We start from the raw sequence: 21299 nt of genomic DNA on the forward strand, positions 1-21299 counted from the left end.
AGAATATTCACTTATTTCAACAACCTTATTTCTAAAATTTTTCCCGTAGCTTTTTTATTACATGCTTTGATTTTTACCCTTAATTTATCTTGATCCGTATCAGCGGCTTCTAGATTAAAGGTGGAAATATCAATTCCTTCTGCGTCTGTCGTTCGAGACGTTACGGAAACTTTTTTATCATTTATCCATAGTTCATAGCAAGCGGTTGCATCATGTTCATGTTTAATGCTTATTTTTTTACTTTGTCGACCATTGTTAAGCATTTCATAACTAAACCATCCCCTTGCCGCACGCCAATGATAATCACCCAACACACCTGTATAGGAATCCTCTTGCTGCATATGATGATCTGACTCAGGTTGCTGTTCACCCGATACTACTACATCTATGGTTTGTCTATCTAGCTTTAACTGTGCTTCTTCGCGCTGACGTGCAACACCGGCAATACTATCTAATGACCGTTTGTCGGCCGTACGCCAATAAACGGTATAACGCGCATCATGTACCGAAAAGAAAGGCTGTAACGTTACTTTCGTTGCTTTGCCATTTTTATATAAGTGATCGAGTTCAAACAACAACTTATTCGCATCCAGAACTTTTGCGTACTTATTAAGTTCCCCACTTTCAGGTACAAGGATCGGATTGGCATCCATCGGAAGTAATGCTCCCGCAGCGATATGTCCCATTCGTTTGTCATCTGCAAAAAGCCCCTTTAAATCTTCCGTTCCATTTTTTGAAGCCAACACAATGGGACCGTAGGTATAAGAAACCCAAGGCTCGCCACTGGGCAGCAGCTCCGCATTGATTTGCATAGGTAAATTAAAAGTAATAATCGATTGCCCTACCCATTTACGATTGATTTTCAAATATTCTTTATCTTCCTGATAGCTTATCAGCTTTCCGTTTACTAATAGGTTGATAGGTTGTTTTCCTAACCATTTTGGTTTACGAATAAACACGGAAAAGGTTTTTGGATTTTCCACCTCAATTGTTACACTGCTTTTCTGTTCATAGGGAAACCGTGTACGCTGCGTCAGCGATATGCCCTGTTCCTGCCATTTCAATGTAGACGGGATAAAGAGATTGATGTAGAGGTCCTGTCCACTATGCGTATAAATTAACTCACCATATTTACCGTGATTTTCTAAACCACTACCCACACAGCACCAAAAACAAGCCTGCGCTTGCGAATACACTCTGTAGTGATTGGGACGCATTGGTGTGAAATATACAAAGCCGCCTTCCTTCGGATGCTGTGATGAAAGGATATGATTATAAGTTGCTCTTTCATAATAATCGATGAATTTGCGATCCGGCCCCTGTAAGAAAAGATCTTTGGAGAGCTTCATCATGTTATAGGTATTACAGGTTTCAGGCCCCTCACGCGAGGATAGCATTTTTCCAAAGCTATTAAGTGCATGGAAGTGTTCACTTTCACTGTTCCCACCGATCGATACGGTACGATGTTCTACGACGGTCTCCCAAAAGAAACGAGCAGCATTCGCCCAGCTCATACTATCGGCCAGCGCCGCAATTTTTTCAAAGCCAATGACCTTCGGAATTTGCGTATTGGCATGTAAGCCGGTCAGTTCATCCTTTCCAGCAATTAAGGGCTGCAATATGGCACGGTGCGAAAGTCGTTTAGCCATGGTTAAGTATTTTTGATCACCACTTATCTGCGCTAAATCCGCAAAAACTTCATTAATTCCACCATGTTCCGAACGTAATATCGTTTGAATCTGTTCATCAGTAAGTCCACCGAAAACACTTAACCACCAATTCCCTAGCTTAAGAACCATTTGCCGGGCATGCTCATTGCCTGTATAACGATATGCATCAATTAAACCGGCAAAGAGCTTATGAATGTTATAAATGGGAACCCATTTTCCATTTAGAGAAAAAGATTGGGCCTCTATTTTCCCTCTTTTAATGTCGTTCCACATTTGCTTGCCTCCCGGTATACCGCCCACGTAGCCGTCCGAATCTTGATTCTGACAACGTTTTAACTCGCTTAACATATAAGTAAGTCTATCCTGTATAACTTGATTTTCTGTTGCTGCAGCCATAAGCGATAGTGCCGAAAGGTAATGCCCCCCTATATGGCCATCCAAGCCTGTGTTTTCCCAGTTACCATAACTAGAGGCTTTCGGCTCAAGCCCCGCCTCTCTTAAATAAGGAGCTAGCAAACGATCCGGGTTCAATGCCAATATATATCGGAGATCCGTTTCCTGCGCGTCCTTTAATGGGCCAGCAGCTAATCGTATGGATGCTAAAGGAAACGGCTCCATTTTAACTCTTTGAGCCAATGATCGCTGATTCATTCCAAGCCATAAGCTAATAAAGATCAAGAAAGAGGATACCAAGCACAGTGGGTTACTTCTCATTTGTATTAATTGGTTAGAAAATAAGTGTTACAATAACAATTATAAATCAAATATATTAATACTATTCAATAAATCAAATAAAAGCATGAAAAACACCGGATATTTACGCTTAATTCCCGCTGTATATGCAAGAATTTCGCTTTTAATATAAACACCTTTATCTATATGTTAAAGGCGAAACCGACCAACGGGAGTTCACCGAGGTAATCAGGGATTTCGTCTTTAAAAAAGAACATTTATTTTAGTCAATTTTATTTACGTTTTATCTTGATGATTTTTTTTATTTCATCTCTCTTTACCTTGATGCAAAGAGAGGCAAACATCAAGGCTGCACATCCTTTCGCTAAAGATTTAGGCCCAATGTTGAATCCTGTGGAGCCGCTCCTTCCCGCCAGTCTTCCCCTTCGCTTCTTCACATGATTTTTTGTCCTCGGCTATCCTAAATCTTCTTCACGCTCATGCTGTGAGGCCGTTTTGCCCTACGCACTGTAGCCTGGTATCAGCACTGCCGTTCCGAAGTGCATCAATGGCCTAGTCTGTGGAGGTAGCAACCGGCAGTCAAAGATGCCCCTTCACCATTATCGTGCGAAGCAGGTGGTAATGAGTGAATCGACGAACGAAGGGCATGCCATTGCGCAAGAGGGTGGCTCCGATTCACGGATGGGCATCTGACCACGAGTTGCAACGGAATAGACAAGCCGAAGCACCTTGCCCCAATGGGCGCAGCAAGTGGGATGTATAAAATAAATGTTCTTTTAATAGAAACACCTTTATATATAAAAACGAAACCGATCAATAGGAGTTCACCGAAGGTAATCCCTGAGGTACAGTATTAAAATGCAGGTTTTTTAATGATTTTTAGTATATTCGTAGAACTTTTTTGAGGTCCATTCACTTGCCTTTAACGGATATCCAATACAGCAAACACCTTCTTAATACCAAGTAGCTACCATCTTCTCCATGCAAACATTATTTGAGAAGACTATCTCCGCATTGAGTCCAGGTTTTTGCTATAAAAACCTGGACTCACCCTGGACTCAATGTGGACTCACCCTGGACTCACCTCGAAGAAAGTACCTCGTTTGTCTTATCTTGGTGTAGTATGATTATGGAGAAGCTTGTAATCAAGGTTGTTAGTTGCGACACCCCAAAGAAAATTGATTTAGGCTAAGACAAGATAGCATTTTTTAATAAGTTTTCTATTTATCAACCAATTTAAAATGGCGGTCGGGAAACAAAGAGCTAATTTTTCTCATTAACATCTTCGGTAATAAACGGAGATGCCGGCAAACCGTCTTTATTATAAAAGTTTACATCAGGCACATTTGCCCAACCATAACGGGCCTGCTTTGGCTTTTTTACCCGATCGCTACTTAACACGATCGTAGTATCTTCGATAGAAGCCATCGCAGGGTAATACACGCCGTCGGCTCCGGCAAGTTCAAATCCCTTTAATTTCTCTTCTTGAGGAAGGCTTACCAGTCCTTTTCCAATATGCTTAAATGTTAAGTATAGTTTATCAGCTTTTATTTTGTACGCACTATACATAGGTCCCTGATACTCCTCCTTGCCATGGTAAGCGAGGGCATGGGCGGCAAGTGCCAAACGTTCACCTACGGGCTTTTTATTGGTCGGATGTATATCCATCGCATCTCCACAATCGGTAGTTACAATCAATGCCGTATTAGGTACTTGTGCTACTACCATACGTTGCGCATCCCTTAATTCGGGCTTCATATCTTTATGTGGTGCAATCTGAACAATTAAAAAGGGAAAATCACCTTGATTAAAATCGGTGCGCCAATTTTTTATCATATTCGTGAGCACCATTTCATATTGCTCTGCCCGATTATTATTAGATTCTCCCTGATACCAAGCGACACCCTTAATTGCAAAGGGAAGCAGCGGATGGATCATGCCATTATATAAGCCCGAAACACACTGCCCCTTTGGATGATAGCCGACATTCATGGTTTCAACATAATTTTTAACCAACTCATTTAGTTCCGGATTACGCTCCAAAGCTGCCCTACTTGTCCAATCTTCAGCAGGTGTTCCGCCAAAGGCAGAAAATAAAATTCCTATGGGTACTTCAAGCTGCTTATATAAATCCGCTGCGAAGAAATAGCCGACAGCGGAAAAGTCTACTACCGTGTTTGGACTGCATACTTTCCATTTTCCATCAACATCATCTTGTTGTGTTTCTGCATACTTCAGCGGCACATAAAATTGACGGATTAAGGGATAATTAGCCCGATCTCGCTCTGCTTCCCAACCAAGTATAGGCTTTTGCGGTGGACGTGGACCAAGTTGCCGTTCCATATTAGATTGCCCACTGCAAAGCCACACCTCACCAATTAATACATCATGAATACGTATAGTGTCTTCGGCAAAAACTTCCATGGTTAAGGGTTCCTTGGAAACAGCCATGGGTTTAAGCTTCACCATCCATTTGCCATTGGAAACCTTAGACTTAAGCTCCTGTCCGTTGAATCGCACAGTCACCCGCCCCGTCTTGGTTGATGTACCCCAAACAGGGACAGTTGTGCCTTGTTGAAGTACCATATGATCACTAAACAAGCTGTTGACCGAAATCTCAGCAAAAGCGAGTGTACTTAAAAAGCAACCTGACAGCAATAGAAGCGTCCGTTGCAGCATTCGTTTGATAAGAAGGTGTTTTAACATTTCCAGATTGTATAAGAGGATAACAATCGAAGATAATAGTTTTTTGCAAAAAAATGAAAACCTCGGTCTTTTAAAGATTGCGTGATGCTTCTTTCATAAAATCGAAATCCAATCAACCGCTTTTAATATATGACGCCCCCTTACTCAGAAAACATTGGTGAGTTTAATATGAACCGTTTGCGGCACCTTTGGCCCTTCCTAGTTCCTACCTTTGAAACACAAATAATAGTTGTCACCTTGACTAAGATCAGCTTCAAACTATATCCCTTAAAGCATTCTGCTAATTGAACTGCCAACAACATCGTTACTCAAAACCTATCAAATCCCCAATTCCTTCTGGATCTGTTCTAAGCTTTTCCCTTTTGTCTCCGGCATAACCCGCCAGATAAATAAGAAGGACAAGAACATCATGGCGCCGTAGAAAACAAAGGAATAAAAGCCTCCCATAGCACTACCTTCCACAATGATGGGAAATACCCAAGAAATAATAGCGGCCATAATCCAATGGGTAAAGCTTCCGAGCGACCCACCTTGTGAACGCACTGAATTCGGAAAGATTTCGGAAATAAATACCCAGATAACAGCTCCCTGCGAAAAGGCAAAAAAAGCAATAAATCCAATTAAGTAGACAATAACATGCTTATCAGCTGCTTCCGGATCACTGAACGAGATGGCAGTTAAGATTAAAAACACGACCATACCTACCGTTCCTGTCAACAGTAGACGTTTTCTCCCAAAACGATCGATGACAGTCATGGCCAACGCTGTAAATAGAAAATTAGCGAGCCCGATATAAACTGACTGTTGAAAGGCATCCGCTTTATTGAAGCCAGCCATTTCAAAAATTCGCGGCGCATAATACAGAATAGCATTAATGCCGGAGAGCTGATTAAACATAGCAAGCAAAATGGCATAAAGTATGGGTTTATTATACTTGCCGTTGAAGAGTGTTTCGCGTGTACCGCCACTTGCCAAACGATGCTCCTCACGGATAAGTTGCGACGCGCCTTTTTCGCCAAGTCGAACGAAGATCTGCTCTGCCTCTTCATCCCGGTCATTCAATACCAACCATCTCGGACTTTCGGGAATCAGCTGAAGTAAAACAAAAAATAACACGGCCGGTACAGCCATAATACCAAGCATATAGCGCCAAGCGTTGTCATCACCAGTATTTGATAGTAGATAATTCGTCAAGTAGGCGATCAGTATACCACCTACAATATTAAGTTGAAACATCCCGGCTAGTCGACCGCGACTTCGTGCAGGGGAAATTTCGGCAATGTACATGGGTCCTACCACAGAGGACGCTCCCACAGCAATTCCTCCTAAAAAACGGAAAAGAACAAACAATATCCATTGTTGAGCAATTGAACAACCAATTGCAGAAAGCAAATACAATAAAGCAATACCGATGAGTACTTTCTTTCTTCCGTATTTTTGAGCAGGAGAACCTATGATCAGAGAACCGAAAACCGTCCCAATCAAACTGGCCGCAACTGTAAATCCGAGCCAAAAAGCATCAAGCTTCCAAAATTCTTGTATTGTTCTCTCTGCTCCCGAAATGACCGCTGTTTCAAAACCAAACAAGAAGCCCCCTAAAGCTGCAATCAATGCAATACGTGTAGGATAAGTCATAATCGTCTTTTTTAAGCTATTATTTTATGTGCATATAAACCTTCGATTTCCTTAAATAAAAATGCCGCTCCGATCATTGCCGATTGTTCCCCTTGTTGAGCCATTTTGATGGTAGGTGTAGCGCCGAGACTGGCTAACCTTGCAGAAAATTGAGGCAAAAAAAGTCGGCTCGCTTTTGAAATATTGCCGCCAAAAACCAAGGTATCAATCTTTAAACCGGCAATATGATCGGCAAGGAAACTGCTTAACCCGTCCGCATATTCTTCAAATAGTACTTCCACTGCCCGATCTTTTTCAACCAACTCGCTAAGCGCCTCGACATTTGCAACCTTATTTCCGCTTAATGCCTCATAACGTTTTACAAACCAACGCGTTGTAAAAAAATCATCTGCAATACTTGTTTCGTAGGTCATACTTCCCAAGTTCAAATCGGTGGTCTTTCCAACATGACTAAACGCTGTTCCCATGCCTGTGCCTAATGTGAGGCCTAAAACACGATTATTCATCTCTACTAAACCCGTCGCTACTTCACCGTGCAGAAAAGCTTCTGCATCGTTTCTAAACAAAACGTGCTTATGAGATAAATTTAATGTATTTGCTAATTCTTCTTTTATGTTGATATCATATAAGCTCTCATATTTATCTAACCCTCGTATAAAGGAAATACCATTTTCATAATCAAATGGACCTGGCATCGCTAAGGCTAATTTATCAGGACGTTCATCAAAGGAGGAAAAAGCTGTCTCCAACGCATTTAACCAAGCATCCAAAATTTCCTCACGAGTTCCCTTACTATTTACACGCACGCGAAACGTTTCTTCTGAAACCGTTTGTGACAAAGAAATATCGATGGGAGCAACCGTGATATGTGAACCACCAATATCTGCAGCGATGACAATGTTCTCAATAGATGAATAAGGCTTATTTCGCATCTTTACAATTATTTTTTATCTGCTAAGCCAAAATTGGCATTCTAATTTAATCATATTATTGATAATCGCATGCTAATTCTGAGTTCAATCTTATTATTCATCTAATGGAGTCTAACGGTTCTCTAACGTAAATTGGAGTTCGAGGTAGGCTATATTTTCTAACGGCAATTGCTCTAATCTATCAGGATTTATCAGAAAACACAGGGTAACCTTTGCTAAGCATTTTAAAGTTCAGAAAAAAGAATAACGAGGTCGCTAATTAGCGTATAGATAATTCTATATTCACGGTAGTTCCCTCGTTTATTGCTGAATCAATCTCTAGATTTCCTTTCAAAAAGGACACTCTACTCTCCATATTGTTCAGGCCGATACCTTTCTTAGTTTTCAATATACTTTTATCGAAACCCCTGCCATTATCTTCCATGGTAATGAAAAAGCGATTTTCATTTTGACTACATTGCAACACAATTTGGCTAGCCCTTCCATGACGTACAGCATTTGTCAATAACTCTTGTATTATCCTGTAAATACTCACTTGTACCTGTTCAGGTATATCCTTTTGTATAGCAAATGCCTGAAAACTTATGTAGGTTACCTCGTTTCTAAAGAAATCACAAAGATCTTCCAACGCGATCTCTAAACCAAATTTGATAAGCGCCATAGGCATCATATTATGGGCTATACGGCGCAATTCTGTCAGTGAACCATCAACCTGATTAATGATGCCGCCTAAATCCTCTACAATTACATTGGTTTCAGCTCTCGACTCCAAACCCGAAAGATTGATCTTTACATTGGCAAGCAAGCCGCCTAAACCATCATGCAAATCACGTGCTAAACGTCGACGTTCCTTCTCTTCTCCTTCTAATAAGGCTGAACTATACTCAAGCTGTCGTTGTTGTTCGGCTTCCTTTAATTGCTGTCGATAATTTAGTTCCTTTTGTTCCGACAACTTTTTATTATTCCGGTAATACCATAACGAGAAAAAGGAAGCTAACAATAATACCAGACTTAAAGCTCCTAATAGCCAGTTAAAGAGACGATTGTTACGGGCTTCCAGTACAGTTCGATCATTCTCCGCTTTCAATTCGCTGATTTTCTTTTCGTTCTCTGCATTTCTAAACTTGACTTCCAGTTCGTGTATATCATTTTTCAGTTTACTCGCATTCAAACTATCACTCAAAACACTATATTGCTTTAACCAGTTATAAGCAGAAGACATATCTTTCAACCTTACATTCGTTTCCGCCAATCCTTCATAAATTTGCAATCTATTTACGGCAAGTGACATCAATTCCTTTCGATTTAATAGCTGATGAAGTACTTCTTTTGCTCGTTGATAGTCTCCGTTTTCATAGTAGACATAAAATTTTTGGAACACCAAACTCTGCTCGTCATAGGTCATGTTTAGCTTTTTTGCTAATCCGATTCCTTTATCCAAACTTTTCAGCGCTTTAACAGGGGCTCTAACTACGGTAAAGTACATTCCTTCTATCATATAATAGCGCAGAAAATGTTCAGACTCGGGAAAAGGAGCGAGTAAAACACGTGCGCTATCCAGCATCGCTTTTGCCTTCGGGTACTTTTCCAGAAAAACATAATTTTCAGCATTAGTAACGTAGGCTTTCGCCAATAATCCGGGCTCAGCGTGTGCATCCTTTAATGTCTCAATCGCCTTCAAGCAGTATTTTTCAGATTTCTCCAGTTGCCGTTTATTTTTGAAAACAATCCCCATTGCCAGGTAATTATCACCAACCAGCGAATAGTCGCCGGACTTTTGGGCAAACGGAATGGCTTTATTTACTAAAATATCGGTGAAAGCCTTTTCGTCATCATCCAATTGTTTCCACAAACCAATCTTCCGCCAAATTTTTGATCGAAATAAATAAACATCCCGACCTGTATATTTGCGTAAAGCGTCGTCCGCTTTTAAATAAATGTCCTCACTTTTTTTCCTTTCTTCTTCAAAAGAACCTTCAAAATAATAACGTATTCCCTGTAGATAAGGGTAGTTACGGCTCAATTGCGTTCCTTGTTCAAGGTATCGCTTTGCTTTGATTGTATCCTTAGCGGACCAATATTCAGCTAAAAGAAAACTTGTTCGTGCTTTAACACTATCAGACGCGGTGCCTTTCAAAACCATATTTAAACTGTCCCTATATTTACTATGATCAAGTGGCACTTGTGCCAGACATACAGTTAGGTAGTTTAGAAAAAAGATTAAACAAAACAGGTTGCGAAGCATATCGGCAAATTAAAATTGATTACAATCGTTAAAAATATTTAAAATTTACCGAAAATGGAATTTCCTTAAAGTAAACTCCCGTTGGTGGATTCGCCTTTAACATAGAGATGAAGGAATAGCCTTGTTATTTTCAATTTTTAGATCATGCTTTTGGAAAGTCCTGAGCCATCCGCCACGTCCTGCAAGGTTCTCCGCTGATTCATCCTTAGTATCCTGATGCGGTCGCCCACAGCTAAAGATGTTAAAACATGCTCTTTAGGACTTTTATTTCGTTTTTCACTAAACATCCAATTATTAACAAGCGTAAAATAAAAAGTTAAGCTTATTTGATCAAACCATCTCCGTCATAAAATATTCTTCATCTACGCTATGCAGTAATGATTAAAAACAGCCTCACCAGTCCAGTTTAATAAGCGCTACCGCTTGTCGTTTTAACGACAAAGGCACAAGGGCTTTGCCCGCGTTTATATCTATTCTTTTTTCCAAAATGCACTTTAGTTTACCCGCTTGCTCAAGCGTTGAGATTTGCTGTTGACTTGGCTTTTGCGGTGAGCCCATTTTTTTCCAAACTTCGTAAGAATTACTATTCTCGTCGTCAATAAGATACAGATGGAGCGTGGCATCCTTAGCTGGTATATGCGCTAAAACTACATTCACAATTTCGGCAGGCCCCTGTTCATCGGCATCGTGATAATTCCAAACCATCACCGCTGCTGATTTTCCATCTTTAGTAGCCAATGCGCCAATATCCGTTTTTGGTCCACGCACACTGGAATCAAGTACCGTTTCAAGTGGATACATTCGATTACTCTCTACTGATATACGATCGCCTTTCATCATACCAAACATTCTGAAAACATTCAGTACCGGTTTATCAACTCCATTGGTTGCCAAATCACGGAAGCCGTAGAACCAAGGTTGATTTTCAAATTCAAAAGACCAAGATACCGCGCCCAGAAAATTCACTTTTGCATCATCAGCTAACAAATACTTCCTTGCGAAGGAAGCGGCAGTATAGCTCGAATACATGGTGCCATTTCGGTAAGCATTTTCAGGGTTCGTTGCCATACCACATGCTGCACATCCTTCAGGATCTGATTCACCGATAATAAGCGGCAAATGTTTTGTTTCAGGATAAGAAGACGCTATGCGGAAACCCGCAGCAATATCACGCATTTGTGGCGACATGTTCATCACGACCTTCCCGTCTACCTGCTTGGGTGAACCTTTAGCATGAAAAAGCAAGGCTTCCAAGGGTGATCCCTTTTTTCCCGTGGCGTAATTGGTACCGGAAATGCAGTGCTTTATAAAATTATTCATCCATTCCATAGCACCTTTACTCGAAGTGCCCGCGATATTAGGTCCTCCAATTTTAGCAGTTGGCAGTGCGCGTTTAACACCATCCGCCGCATAATCATAAAGCTTAAAGAACTCATCCTGACTAGCCATCCAATAATGGCCATTAGGTTCGTTCCATACCTCCCAATACCACGTTTCTACCTCCTCTTTTCCATATCGCTCCACGGCATGTTTTACCCATTGGTAAACCAGTTCTCGCCATTTATTGTAATCTTTTGGAGGATAGGCCCACCCGGTAATAATATCGGTATAAGGATCACCGGGCTTCCAACGATGTCGATAAGGTTTTGGATTATTTGATGATAAATCTTCGGGCATAAAACCTATTTGAGCCAAGGGTTTCATTCCTCTCTGAATATACGTATCAAAAATACTGTCAATAATTTTCCAATCATAAACAGGCTTCCCATTTGCATCTTCGGTATACGCATTCGTTGAGCCCCATTTTAAAGCAGCGGTTCCATCGCCACTTACCAATAAGCTGTGTGTACGGACATATACCGGAACCGGACTTAAATCAGCCAGTTCAGAAAGAAGCTTTTTGCCATCTTTCATATAAGTATAATTAGGTTCATCGTATCCAAACCAGGCCCATATCGGTTTCATCGGAGCTATCTTTTTTTGAAGATCTACTTTGATGAGGTTATTAGTAGTTGAAGTTTGCCGGGCTTTTGCATTTGTGGATACAATTGCAAAAAAAACAAGAAGTAAATAGCTAAATGTGTTTCGCATATCTATGATTTATAAGTGGTTGAAAAATCATTTATAAAATTGGTATATTTTATTATTCAATAAAGTTGAATAAATGTAATAACATTCCAAACTTTATCCAGCTTATAAATTTATTAGTTCCGTCAAAGCACCTCTGTATGGACGTAGATTGATGGAAAATATGTTAAATAGTTTAATAGCTATTCGTACACTCTTTTATTCCCACCTATTGAAAAGCAAGGTTCCATAGCCTGGGTGATCGGCTCCAAATGGGGCCCCTTCCGGCCGCAGGTCCTGTAGTACCTGAGAAGTAAAGGGCATTGCCAAGCCTTTTCTGTGTACGTAGTGATTGAATGCAATTTCAAATACAGATCGGAAATTTCCTCTATTCTTTGGAGATATGGCCTCTGGTGTGTAATCTTGATAATTTCTTTCCCCGTAGTCATACCAAAGCACGTAAGGCACCTCATTTCCCAAGTTATAATTGGCTGTATATTCATAACCTCTCATAAGAGCATTATTAGAAGCCTTGTATAAATCTATTCCTTGGTGATAAGCCATTTCAGCAAGTTCAGCTAATGATCCGAGCGCCAGCATGGTATGCGGTTGGTCTCGATTGCTTTCTTGCAGTTGTCCGGCGGTAGATACTACATAATTGTCGATACTTCCATTGCCCTCACCATGATAAAAGTAAGTAACAACTCGATTTATCATTTCCCGATCTTCGGTAAAGATGGCAATGGCCATCAATGCCTTCATACAAATAATATCCCAGTTGCCATGGGCATAGGGTCTGAAATTCTGTAAAGTCGGATAAAATATCTGCTTTAGCATAGTACCACAACGCTGGATAGAGGCTGTGGGCCACTGTGGATAAGTCGATCGCATGATTTCGGCAGCATTTGCTAAAATGAAGCCATAAAGGCCGTTCAACTCAGCATCGCCACCGATGATACCGGTGGTAGTGGAAGCGTAAGCATCAATAATTTCAATCGATTTTTGTGCATTAGCGACATTACCCGTAATATTCCACATCAAGGCATTGTAATAAGCAGCCAGGAAATCATTTTCTACTCGCGATTTCACCGCGCCTCCTCCTATCCCGTCAACGGTTTGACTTGCATCTCTTGTAAGTTTTGTAAAGGGCCCCGCCATATTAAAGGAAGCTGAGGAACGGCCATTAGCGGCCAACAACTGATAGCATGCATAAGCATTTGGCTTTTGGTCGGCAACTAAGGAACGAATATGATTTAAATCCGCCATTGTATGTAACATACCCGGATGTTTGAACGGTGCTGTGAATTGAAATGGAGCAGGGTTTGGCGCACCAACCTTTTGACGAAGGTCTTCGACGGATTTAAAAGTACCCACCCAATAAACCGGATAGTCAAGTTGCCGGTTAGCCAATTGGGCAGCAGTTAATTCAACATCCGCTACCTTAAATTGGAAGAGCGATAAGTTAATGTTGCTGTCAAGGGGCAGTGCGTTGCTGCCGAGTTTTCCTTTGCTCAGATCCCAATAATAAACATTACCGGAAGCCATTTTGATAACTGTATGGTTGTTATTACGGTTATCAAAAGCACCGAGATTCGTATCGAAAAAAAAATTACTTTTAGGCGGTTTTGCCATTTTAACGGCAATTATAGGATAGTTGCTAATATTAAGTACCGCTCCGCCAACGCGCTGTATATCGCCTCTAAATTTTGTGGTTCCGGACATTGTTACCTGCATGGCACCATTCAATAGGGCTACGGTGGCACCATTGGTTGGCGTGCGCCATGTCAAACTATCCAATTTGCCGAAATCGTCAAAAAAATAACCATCTAAATGCTCTTCTGCACCCGGGTTGACAGGATGTAAAACTTTTTTACAAGACAACAATAAGAAAATACTTGCAAGAACGACAAGTACACTTTTAAAGTACATGTTTTTCATCATCTAATCCGATTAAGTTTATAATTTCTGTGGTAGCAAGTAAAACACCAAACCCAATTATGACACGCTAAAATAGTGCACGCTTACCGCCGTTTTTTTATAATGGTTTCATCAAAACTAGTAATCTAAACCGGTTCAGGCAATTGAAGAACGGAAGCAGAACCAACTTAATCTTAAAAACAAAACAGCACAAAAAACTATTAATCAACACAATACGAGATAAATTCCTATAAAATCATGATAAGAATCTTAAGGAATATGATAGAATAACTTAGTAGATTAAATAGCGTATCTAAAGGTTAGGCTTTGGTTTTAGGGCCTTAGGCACTAGGTTATTAGTATTAGCTTTTAGCTGCCGGCAGCCAACTTTTGTCGGTGCCGCAGTAAAGCGGTTATTATTACTAATAAGAGTCTATAGGCAATAGGCGATCGATTTATTTTAAAGAATTCTTTATTTCATTCGTAATAGCGACAGTAACCTGCAGACAGCTTTGTTGTTTCTTTTGCAAAAAACAACCGCAAATGCCTACTAGTGCAACTGCCGCTAATCCTATTTAACTATGCAAAACACCTCAATACCCTGGGTTCTGTTTAAGCTTACTATTAGTCAGTAACTCAGAATTTGGAATAGGAAATAGTTTTCTATAATCCGCGCTTGGATCGTGCGAAAACCAAGATTTCTTCGTAAATACATTAAAGCGAATCATATCTTGCCTACGGCGTCCCTCTTGTGTAAACTCCCAGGCCAGTTCATCTAAAAATCTTCCATATTGAATATCAGCACCGCCTTCATGTGTATTCGCATTATTATCTCGCCTACCATAGTCATAAGCGCTTCCCTGCAAGAGTTGGGCGCCGGTTACTTTGGCCTTCTCCGGGCTTGCTTTAAAATTACGGGCCCTTACCTCTGTTACAAGGGTCGCCGCTTCATCCTGTCGGCCGGTTCGCAAAAGCGATTCTGCTTTCATTAACAGGACATCCGCATACCTAAACAGTGGCCAATCGTTACTCAATCGATTCGTTATTCCCTGGGCGTACTCAAACTTACCCCAGCGTAACCCATGCACCTCTTGTGATTCGTCCATACTTGGCACCTCATTGATATAAGCAAGAGGCCGCCCGGCAAAGGCTCCCATTGTGCAATTCAATGCGGCACCTGTAGACGAATATTGCTGTCCCTGTATAAAATTAGTGACTAAGCGATTGTCATCCGGATCAAAAGAATTAATATATTGAGGCGTTACACAAACTCCTCCCCAGGGGGTAGCTGTGAAATTGTACGTTGCCTGATTTGCAGGCTGTAACGTATACATATGAAAATCGAAAGCATTCCAATCGCTCACATAATTTTCGTCAAATGCCAGTGCCATAATAATTTCAACAGAGCTTTCATTATGTGTAGCAAATACATTAGATTGATTTCCCTCCAAAGCATATTTATTCGCCTCTATAATGCGGTTGCACGCTTCAATACAAGCATCATAGTTTCCTGTACCGGTATACACTTCGGCATTCAGGTATACCTTAGCCAACAAGCTGTATGCAGCCCACTTATTAAAACGGCCATAAAAATTACCACCTACCGTTTCGCTCAACTGATCGATATTTCCTGTTATCTCTGAAATAATGAAATCATACACTTCCTGTCGCGTGTTCTGTTCTGGCAAATAGCCTTCCGGCACGTCAAATTGGGTTACAATAGGTACATTACCATAGAGATCGCATAATAAATAATAATAGGAAGCACGTAGCACCTTTAACTCCGCCAATATTTGTTCGCGGGTATCTGGAACTTCAATAGCCCCCGATTCGATCTGATAAATTATGCGATTACAACTATTCACACCTACATATGTTCGTTCCCAGCAATTCCGCACCACCTCATCTTCAGAAGTCCATTTATGCTGATGTAAACGTTTATAAACACCACCATCTACCCAGCCATTGGGTCGGGCGGGTAATACGTCCTGATCAGCGGTAAGCATTTGCGCTCGAACGACACCATTCCATAGAAGCATGGTATGTCGCCATGGAACATAAGCGGATCCTATTAGCGCAATTAGATCGTCACCAGACGCCACAAATTCATCTGCGATAACCCGGTCGTAAGCATCGTCTTTCAACTTCGTACAGGAAAGGTTTATGATCAATGATGATAGCATTAAACCGATTAAGAATATCTTTATTTTCATCTTTATTATTTTTTAATGGCTGATGAGAGCTCGAGTAAATAATGACTGCCCCGTGTGTCAATATTACTTACATCTCGGCTTCATCTTTATTATTTTTTAGCATTTCTATAATATCCATGTACACTTCGTTCCTTTAAAAGCTAACATTTGCCCCGATCGTAAAGGAGCGTATCGTCGGATATTGATCTCGGTTGTCATAACCCGGATCAAGGCCTGCACGGCTTACTTCCGGATCGATCCCTTTATAACCAGTAATAATGAAGGTATTTAAACTGGATGCGTAAACACGCAAGCTCTTGACTCCCTTCCACTTATCCGATTTAAAAGTATAACCAAGTGTAATATTATCTATTTTCCAATGATCACCATTTTCTACATAATAGCTATTAAATTCGCCGGGGACGAGCTTGTTCAAAATTGCTTTTCCATAAATCTTGTCGTAGGCTGATTTTAAACGATTGTATTGCTCTAAGTTTGTATTCTCATAATACATCCGTGCACCGTTAATAATCTGATAACCAAATGCGCCACGCATACTGATATTCAAATCAAACTGCTTATACTGGAAGGAATGATTCCATCCCGCATACCATTTAGGGAGTCCATTACCGATTACTTTTTTATCTTCGAATGCGCGCGGAAAGTCGTCATAAGCTACCGGATTTCCGTCTCTACCCTCATAGATCCATTTTCCGTCGTCTGAAATATCAATTACTTTAAAGCCATAGAAATTACCGATCTTATCGCCTACACGCACAATGTGAGACTCAGTCTTAACCGGTTCGCTGATCCATCCGGTCATAAAATAATCGCTTGACGACTGATATAGTTCGTTAGACAAACTGATCAGCTCATTGCTGTTTGTTGAAAAATTAATGGAGGTCGACCAGTTAAATTGCTTCTTTCTGATCGGGTTAAAGGATAGAAGTACTTCAATCCCTTTGTTGCGCATTTTTCCTACATTAGCCCTCGTTGTTTTATACAAATTAGGCGGACTTGGTACCGCGTAATCATAGAGTAACCCGTTGATATCCCGATTATATACATCGATGCTCCCGCTTAACCGGCTGTTGAACATGCTAAAGTCCAAACCGAAGTTGGTTTCGTGCTTTTCTTCCCAACGTAGATATGCATTTGGATTTTGTGACGGAGCCAAGGTTTGTATCCAGTTACCATTAGAATAAAAGTAATCGCTATAATTAAGCAAGGCAACGCCTAGAAACCCTAAATTCGGTTGACTTCCCGTTACACCATAACCTGCGCGAAGCTTCAAATCATCAAATATTTCCTGATCTTGCATAAAAGCTTCCTTGGTTAATCGCCATCCCAATGAAACAGCCGGAAAAGTTCCCCAAGGATTTTTGGTACCATACAGCTGACTTGCCGCCTCGTGCCTTACACTTGCTAATAGTAGGTATTTATCCTTGTAAGAATATGTGAGACGTCCGAAAAAACTAATTAAATTCGTCGTTATACGGGAGGTCGTCTCTTCAGTCAAACCTTCTTTTAATGCTCTGCCAGCTCCTATGTTATGGTAGCTAAAGTTATCGGTTGGAAAGTCCCAATTCGTCATCCTCTGCGAGGTATAATCTGTTTCCTGATAACTATAGCCGCCTAATAGATTAAACGTATGGTTATTTACTTCCTTGCTATACTGTGCTGTAAGCTCCATCAGTTTGGTCATATTTGCATTTGAACCGACGGCGGCAAAACCATTTCTTCCGTCCCTTAACGTGGAGATATGATTCTTGGTTTCATAATAGCCCCCATTTTGCTGGCTCTTCACATAAGATAATAAGGCGTTTAATTTCAAGTCCGAGATCGGCTTATAACTGATATTACCATTATAGCGCATTTCAGAAATTTCCTGCTTTCCATCACTTTCATACAAACGCGCGAGTGGATTTTCGTATTCAAATAAACCAGCTTGTTCCTGCCATTTGCCTTCTGCATCATAAATAGGAGCCGTTGGGTTTCTAATGATAGCTTGCCTATAAACATAATTATTGAAACCATCATTATCACCGGTAGCCGTATAATTGGTCTGATTGCCAATGATACTAAAATTTACATTCACCTTGTCGTCAAACAAGGATTGATTGATTTCCAGTCGGCCTTGAAAGATGTTGTTATCTGATCGCTTAAATATTCCTTGTAATGCGCGGTAATTAAGACTAGCAATGTAATTTGTTTTATGGTTCCCTCCTCGAAAGGCCAAATTATGTACGTGGCTTATAGGGTTTCTAGTTATTTCATCCAACCAGTCGGTTGATGCCCCCAAGTCCCACGAAGCATCGCGCTCACCGGCAGCAATTTGGGCTCTATAATCGGCTGCCGTTAGCATATCAAGACGGCGGCTGATCTGCGAAGTGGTAGCATACACGCCGTAGTCAACTTGGTTGATTCCATCCCCTTTCGCTTTCTTCGTGGTAATAAGAATCACCCCATTTGTTCCTCTTGTACCATATATAGCGGCGGCCGAGCCGTCTTTCAATACGTCCATACTCTCAATATCTTCAGGCGCTACCGTATTAAACGTACCTGGAACACCGTCTATTAACACCAAAGGATCGGAATTGGCACCCAATATGGTGGTATTTCCCCGCAATAGCACCTGCGTTTTTTCGGTTGGATCACCACTGGGATTGGTAATAGTTAAACCAGCTACCTTCCCTTGAATCAACTGACCAGCATCCCGCACAGCGCCTTTTAAAAAGTCTTCCGATTTAACCGTTGCCACTGAGCTGGTAAGGTCACCTTTACGCTGTGTTCCGTAACCGATAACTACCACTTCTTCCAGGTTATTTTCGAGGCTTTGCAATACAACTTTTAAGCTATTGGTACCTGTAAGAGGTATTTCCTGCGCACGAAAGCCCATATATGAAAAGATTAGCAGCTTAGCATTGTCAGGAACCGCTAAACTGAATGTTCCGTTTTCGTCGGTCGTAGTACCTCGGTTCGTTCCATCAAGTCGTACACTAACTCCTGGTAAAGTACTCCCATTTTGATCCCTTACCACCCCGTTGATTTGGCGTTCCTGTGCAAGTTTTGCGTCATTTATTTCTTCTTTCTTAATCGACTCCGGAACAGACTTATCTTTCTCACTGATGATAATGCTTTCGGCACGCAGCTCATAGGTAAGCTTTGTATTCGCTAAAAGATGATTCAAGACTATAGCAAGCGGTTTTTCCTTCTCGTCGACCTGTAGCTTAGGATAAGCTGCGACCAATTCTTCGTTATATATAATCCGTAAGCCGGTAAGCTTGCCTACTTCCTCTAATATGTTCTTTAGGGAGGTGCCGTTTTTGTGAATGCTTATCTTTGTTTCACTTAACGACTGCTTTTTTCTAATTGTACCTACAGCAAACATTGGTAGCTGTAAATACAAAACAATACATAATAAACTAATTATATCCCTCCGTCTTTTTATCAACGTGGGCATTTTAATACAGATTTCCATATCTTTAAATGTTCGGTTAATTGGTATAATTTCTGAACGGGGCATGATGAAGTGATTCGCGTTACAAACCATGCCGCTGGGAGCAGAGCACTGTGTTCTGTTCCCCTTTTTGGTTTCATTTCATTTTCTTATCTCATTAATGCATGTTTAGTACAGGGTTACTTGATTATTAGCCCATTTATAATTAAAGTTGTTGGCTTTTGCTAGTTCATAAATGACATCGGTAGGTTTGTCCGAAAGATTGAAGCTTGCTGAGAACCTGACCTTTCGTAGCTTTTCACGGTGAATATCGATCTGTATTCCATACACTTGCATCAGTTTGTTTGCAGCATTTTCAAGTGTTTGCCCCTCAAAATAAATCCGGTTCCAATTACTTATTGACAAGGCATCTGCCGGTTCCTTCATGGGTGTTTTATTGCTGACGATCAAGGCCCGTTCATTCGGTTTTAAATAGAGCGATTTATGCTGCCCCGCTACCTGCTTCGATGTTACGGCGACTTTCCCTTTCCTAAGTGTTACAGCATCCGCCGCCTCTTTTATATTGATGTTAAAAGCTGTACCGAGAACCAAGGTTCGACTGTGCCTTGTTTCCACTACAAAAGGCTGGTGCTGATTGGCTGCTACATCAAAATAAGCTTCGCCTTTTAGCAATTGTACCCTTCTCTCCTTAACCCCAAACTTCTTTGAATAACTACACTTGCTTTCGGCATTTAGCATAATGATAGAACCATCCGTCATTCGGATGCGGACTTTTTGATTTTTAGAGGCCTGCACAACATACTGCTCGTCGTAGTGTTCCTTTGTGTTTTCTGTCCAATAATTAAGCCCTAACGAGAACAGACAGATGCAAGTAGCACCCACTAAGGTCCTGGCCGCCGTCCGCTTATATTTATTAATGCGAATCTGTTTATCTATTTTTTCTTTTATGAATTGCGCGCGCGTTAAGTCGGCATCTTTCCCTTGGTAAAATGCATTTGCTTCTCGCTGTTTAAGCCATGCATCAACAAGTGTTCGCTCCTCTTCAGAAGCAGTATTGTTTAGGTACTTCTTTAACAGATCGGCTAGCTTATGTGCATCCATAAAGATTAATTTCACATAAGTCGTAGAAGGAGGCGATAGGTAGTATAAAAAATTTATTTTTTATTGCACGCCATTCACAATGATAAATAGCAACAGCATATCATTCCAAAAAGGAGTAGTAGACAGTTTATAGCGCAGGTACCTCAATGCATTATTGATCTGCTTTTTTACGGTTGTTGGAGCGATATGTAACCTATCCGCAATTGTTTTATGATTGAGTTGTTCGTTCCGACTTAGGTCAAAAATCTCTTTTGTCTTTTTGGGCATATTCCTCGTGCAGGCCTCCAGGAATGCAGCTAACTCCTTTGCGGATTGTAATTCGATTGGTGAAACCGATTGGTTCGGAAAAACGTGGCGTTGTTCAAAAGAACGTTGTTTCACCTGTTTGCGAATGACGTCGACGGCCTGATATTTAGCACAGTTGAAAAGGTATGTTTTTAAAGACTCTATAGGAGGCAATCGCTTTCTTCGTTCCCATAAGGAAACAAATATATTTTGCAATAAGTCCTGTACCAACTCCTCGTCCATCAACAATTTACTCAAATAATGCAAAAGCATAGCTGAGTAGCGATGATATAACGTATCGAAAGCATGCTTATCACTATTGGTTAACATAGCAATCAGCTCCTTGTCGGAAAGGAAATGATATTGATTCGTATGCATCGTCCCCAAGGTTTATAC

General features: G+C 40.9%; 11 protein-coding genes. All 11 read right to left on the reverse strand.

What is annotated here, in order from left to right; all coding sequences use genetic code 11:
* Nucleotides 1–11: 11 nt before the first annotated feature.
* Nucleotides 12–2384: a glycoside hydrolase family 127 protein gene (locus tag FKG96_RS18905; RefSeq protein WP_130855352.1), complete on the reverse strand. Its 2373-nt coding sequence runs from the start codon at nucleotides 2382–2384 to the stop codon at nucleotides 12–14.
* 1242 nt (nucleotides 2385–3626) lie between these two features.
* Nucleotides 3627–5069: a sialate O-acetylesterase gene (locus tag FKG96_RS18910; protein WP_242627156.1), complete on the reverse strand. Its 1443-nt coding sequence runs from the start codon at nucleotides 5067–5069 to the stop codon at nucleotides 3627–3629.
* 318 nt (nucleotides 5070–5387) lie between these two features.
* Complete coding sequence (locus FKG96_RS18915; protein ID WP_130855351.1) at nucleotides 5388–6704, reverse strand: sugar porter family MFS transporter; 1317 nt, start codon at nucleotides 6702–6704, stop codon at nucleotides 5388–5390.
* 11 nt (nucleotides 6705–6715) lie between these two features.
* Nucleotides 6716–7636, reverse strand: a complete 921-nt coding sequence (locus tag FKG96_RS18920; protein WP_013667524.1) for an ROK family protein — start codon at nucleotides 7634–7636, stop codon at nucleotides 6716–6718.
* Between the two features lie 259 nt (nucleotides 7637–7895).
* Nucleotides 7896–9881, reverse strand: coding sequence for a sensor histidine kinase (locus FKG96_RS18925; protein WP_130855349.1), 1986 nt, complete (start codon nucleotides 9879–9881; stop codon nucleotides 7896–7898).
* A 393-nt stretch (nucleotides 9882–10274) separates the two neighbouring features.
* Nucleotides 10275–11972: a beta-xylosidase gene (locus FKG96_RS18930; RefSeq protein WP_130855348.1), complete on the reverse strand. Its 1698-nt coding sequence runs from the start codon at nucleotides 11970–11972 to the stop codon at nucleotides 10275–10277.
* Nucleotides 11973–12167: 195 nt separating this feature from the next.
* Entirely contained in the window at nucleotides 12168–13889 is a 1722-nt protein-coding gene (locus tag FKG96_RS18935; RefSeq protein ID WP_130855347.1) for a DUF4979 domain-containing protein, read from the reverse strand.
* 569 nt (nucleotides 13890–14458) lie between these two features.
* Entirely contained in the window at nucleotides 14459–16078 is a 1620-nt protein-coding gene (locus FKG96_RS18940; protein WP_130855346.1) for a RagB/SusD family nutrient uptake outer membrane protein, read from the reverse strand.
* A 133-nt stretch (nucleotides 16079–16211) separates the two neighbouring features.
* On the reverse strand, nucleotides 16212–19538 hold the full coding sequence (locus FKG96_RS18945) for a SusC/RagA family TonB-linked outer membrane protein (protein ID WP_207303732.1): 3327 nt from the start codon (nucleotides 19536–19538) through the stop codon (nucleotides 16212–16214).
* A 147-nt stretch (nucleotides 19539–19685) separates the two neighbouring features.
* On the reverse strand, nucleotides 19686–20618 hold the full coding sequence (locus FKG96_RS18950; RefSeq protein ID WP_130855345.1) for a FecR family protein: 933 nt from the start codon (nucleotides 20616–20618) through the stop codon (nucleotides 19686–19688).
* Nucleotides 20619–20678: 60 nt separating this feature from the next.
* Nucleotides 20679–21281 (reverse strand): RNA polymerase sigma factor, encoded by a 603-nt coding sequence (locus FKG96_RS18955; protein WP_013667529.1) that lies wholly within the window; start codon nucleotides 21279–21281, stop codon nucleotides 20679–20681.
* Nucleotides 21282–21299: the final 18 nt, after the last annotated feature.

It is taken from the genome of Olivibacter sp. LS-1, from assembly GCF_008245145.1.
Classification (GTDB): Bacteria; Bacteroidota; Bacteroidia; order Sphingobacteriales; family Sphingobacteriaceae; genus Olivibacter; species Olivibacter oleidegradans.

Excerpts from the sequence above, each read along its gene's own strand:
- FKG96_RS18905 (WP_130855352.1), bottom strand. The coding sequence starts at position 2,384 with ATGAGAAGTAACCCACTGTGCTTGGTATCCTCTTTCTTGATCTTTATT.
- FKG96_RS18910 (WP_242627156.1), bottom strand. The coding sequence starts at position 5,069 with ATGTTAAAACACCTTCTTATCAAACGAATGCTGCAACGGACGCTTCTA.
- FKG96_RS18915 (WP_130855351.1), bottom strand. The coding sequence starts at position 6,704 with ATGACTTATCCTACACGTATTGCATTGATTGCAGCTTTAGGGGGCTTC.
- FKG96_RS18920 (WP_013667524.1), bottom strand. The coding sequence starts at position 7,636 with ATGCGAAATAAGCCTTATTCATCTATTGAGAACATTGTCATCGCTGCA.
- FKG96_RS18925 (WP_130855349.1), bottom strand. The coding sequence starts at position 9,881 with ATGCTTCGCAACCTGTTTTGTTTAATCTTTTTTCTAAACTACCTAACT.
- FKG96_RS18930 (WP_130855348.1), bottom strand. The coding sequence starts at position 11,972 with ATGCGAAACACATTTAGCTATTTACTTCTTGTTTTTTTTGCAATTGTA.
- FKG96_RS18935 (WP_130855347.1), bottom strand. The coding sequence starts at position 13,889 with ATGATGAAAAACATGTACTTTAAAAGTGTACTTGTCGTTCTTGCAAGT.
- FKG96_RS18940 (WP_130855346.1), bottom strand. The coding sequence starts at position 16,078 with ATGAAAATAAAGATATTCTTAATCGGTTTAATGCTATCATCATTGATC.
- FKG96_RS18945 (WP_207303732.1), bottom strand. The coding sequence starts at position 19,538 with ATGGAAATCTGTATTAAAATGCCCACGTTGATAAAAAGACGGAGGGAT.
- FKG96_RS18950 (WP_130855345.1), bottom strand. The coding sequence starts at position 20,618 with ATGGATGCACATAAGCTAGCCGATCTGTTAAAGAAGTACCTAAACAAT.
- FKG96_RS18955 (WP_013667529.1), bottom strand. The coding sequence starts at position 21,281 with ATGCATACGAATCAATATCATTTCCTTTCCGACAAGGAGCTGATTGCT.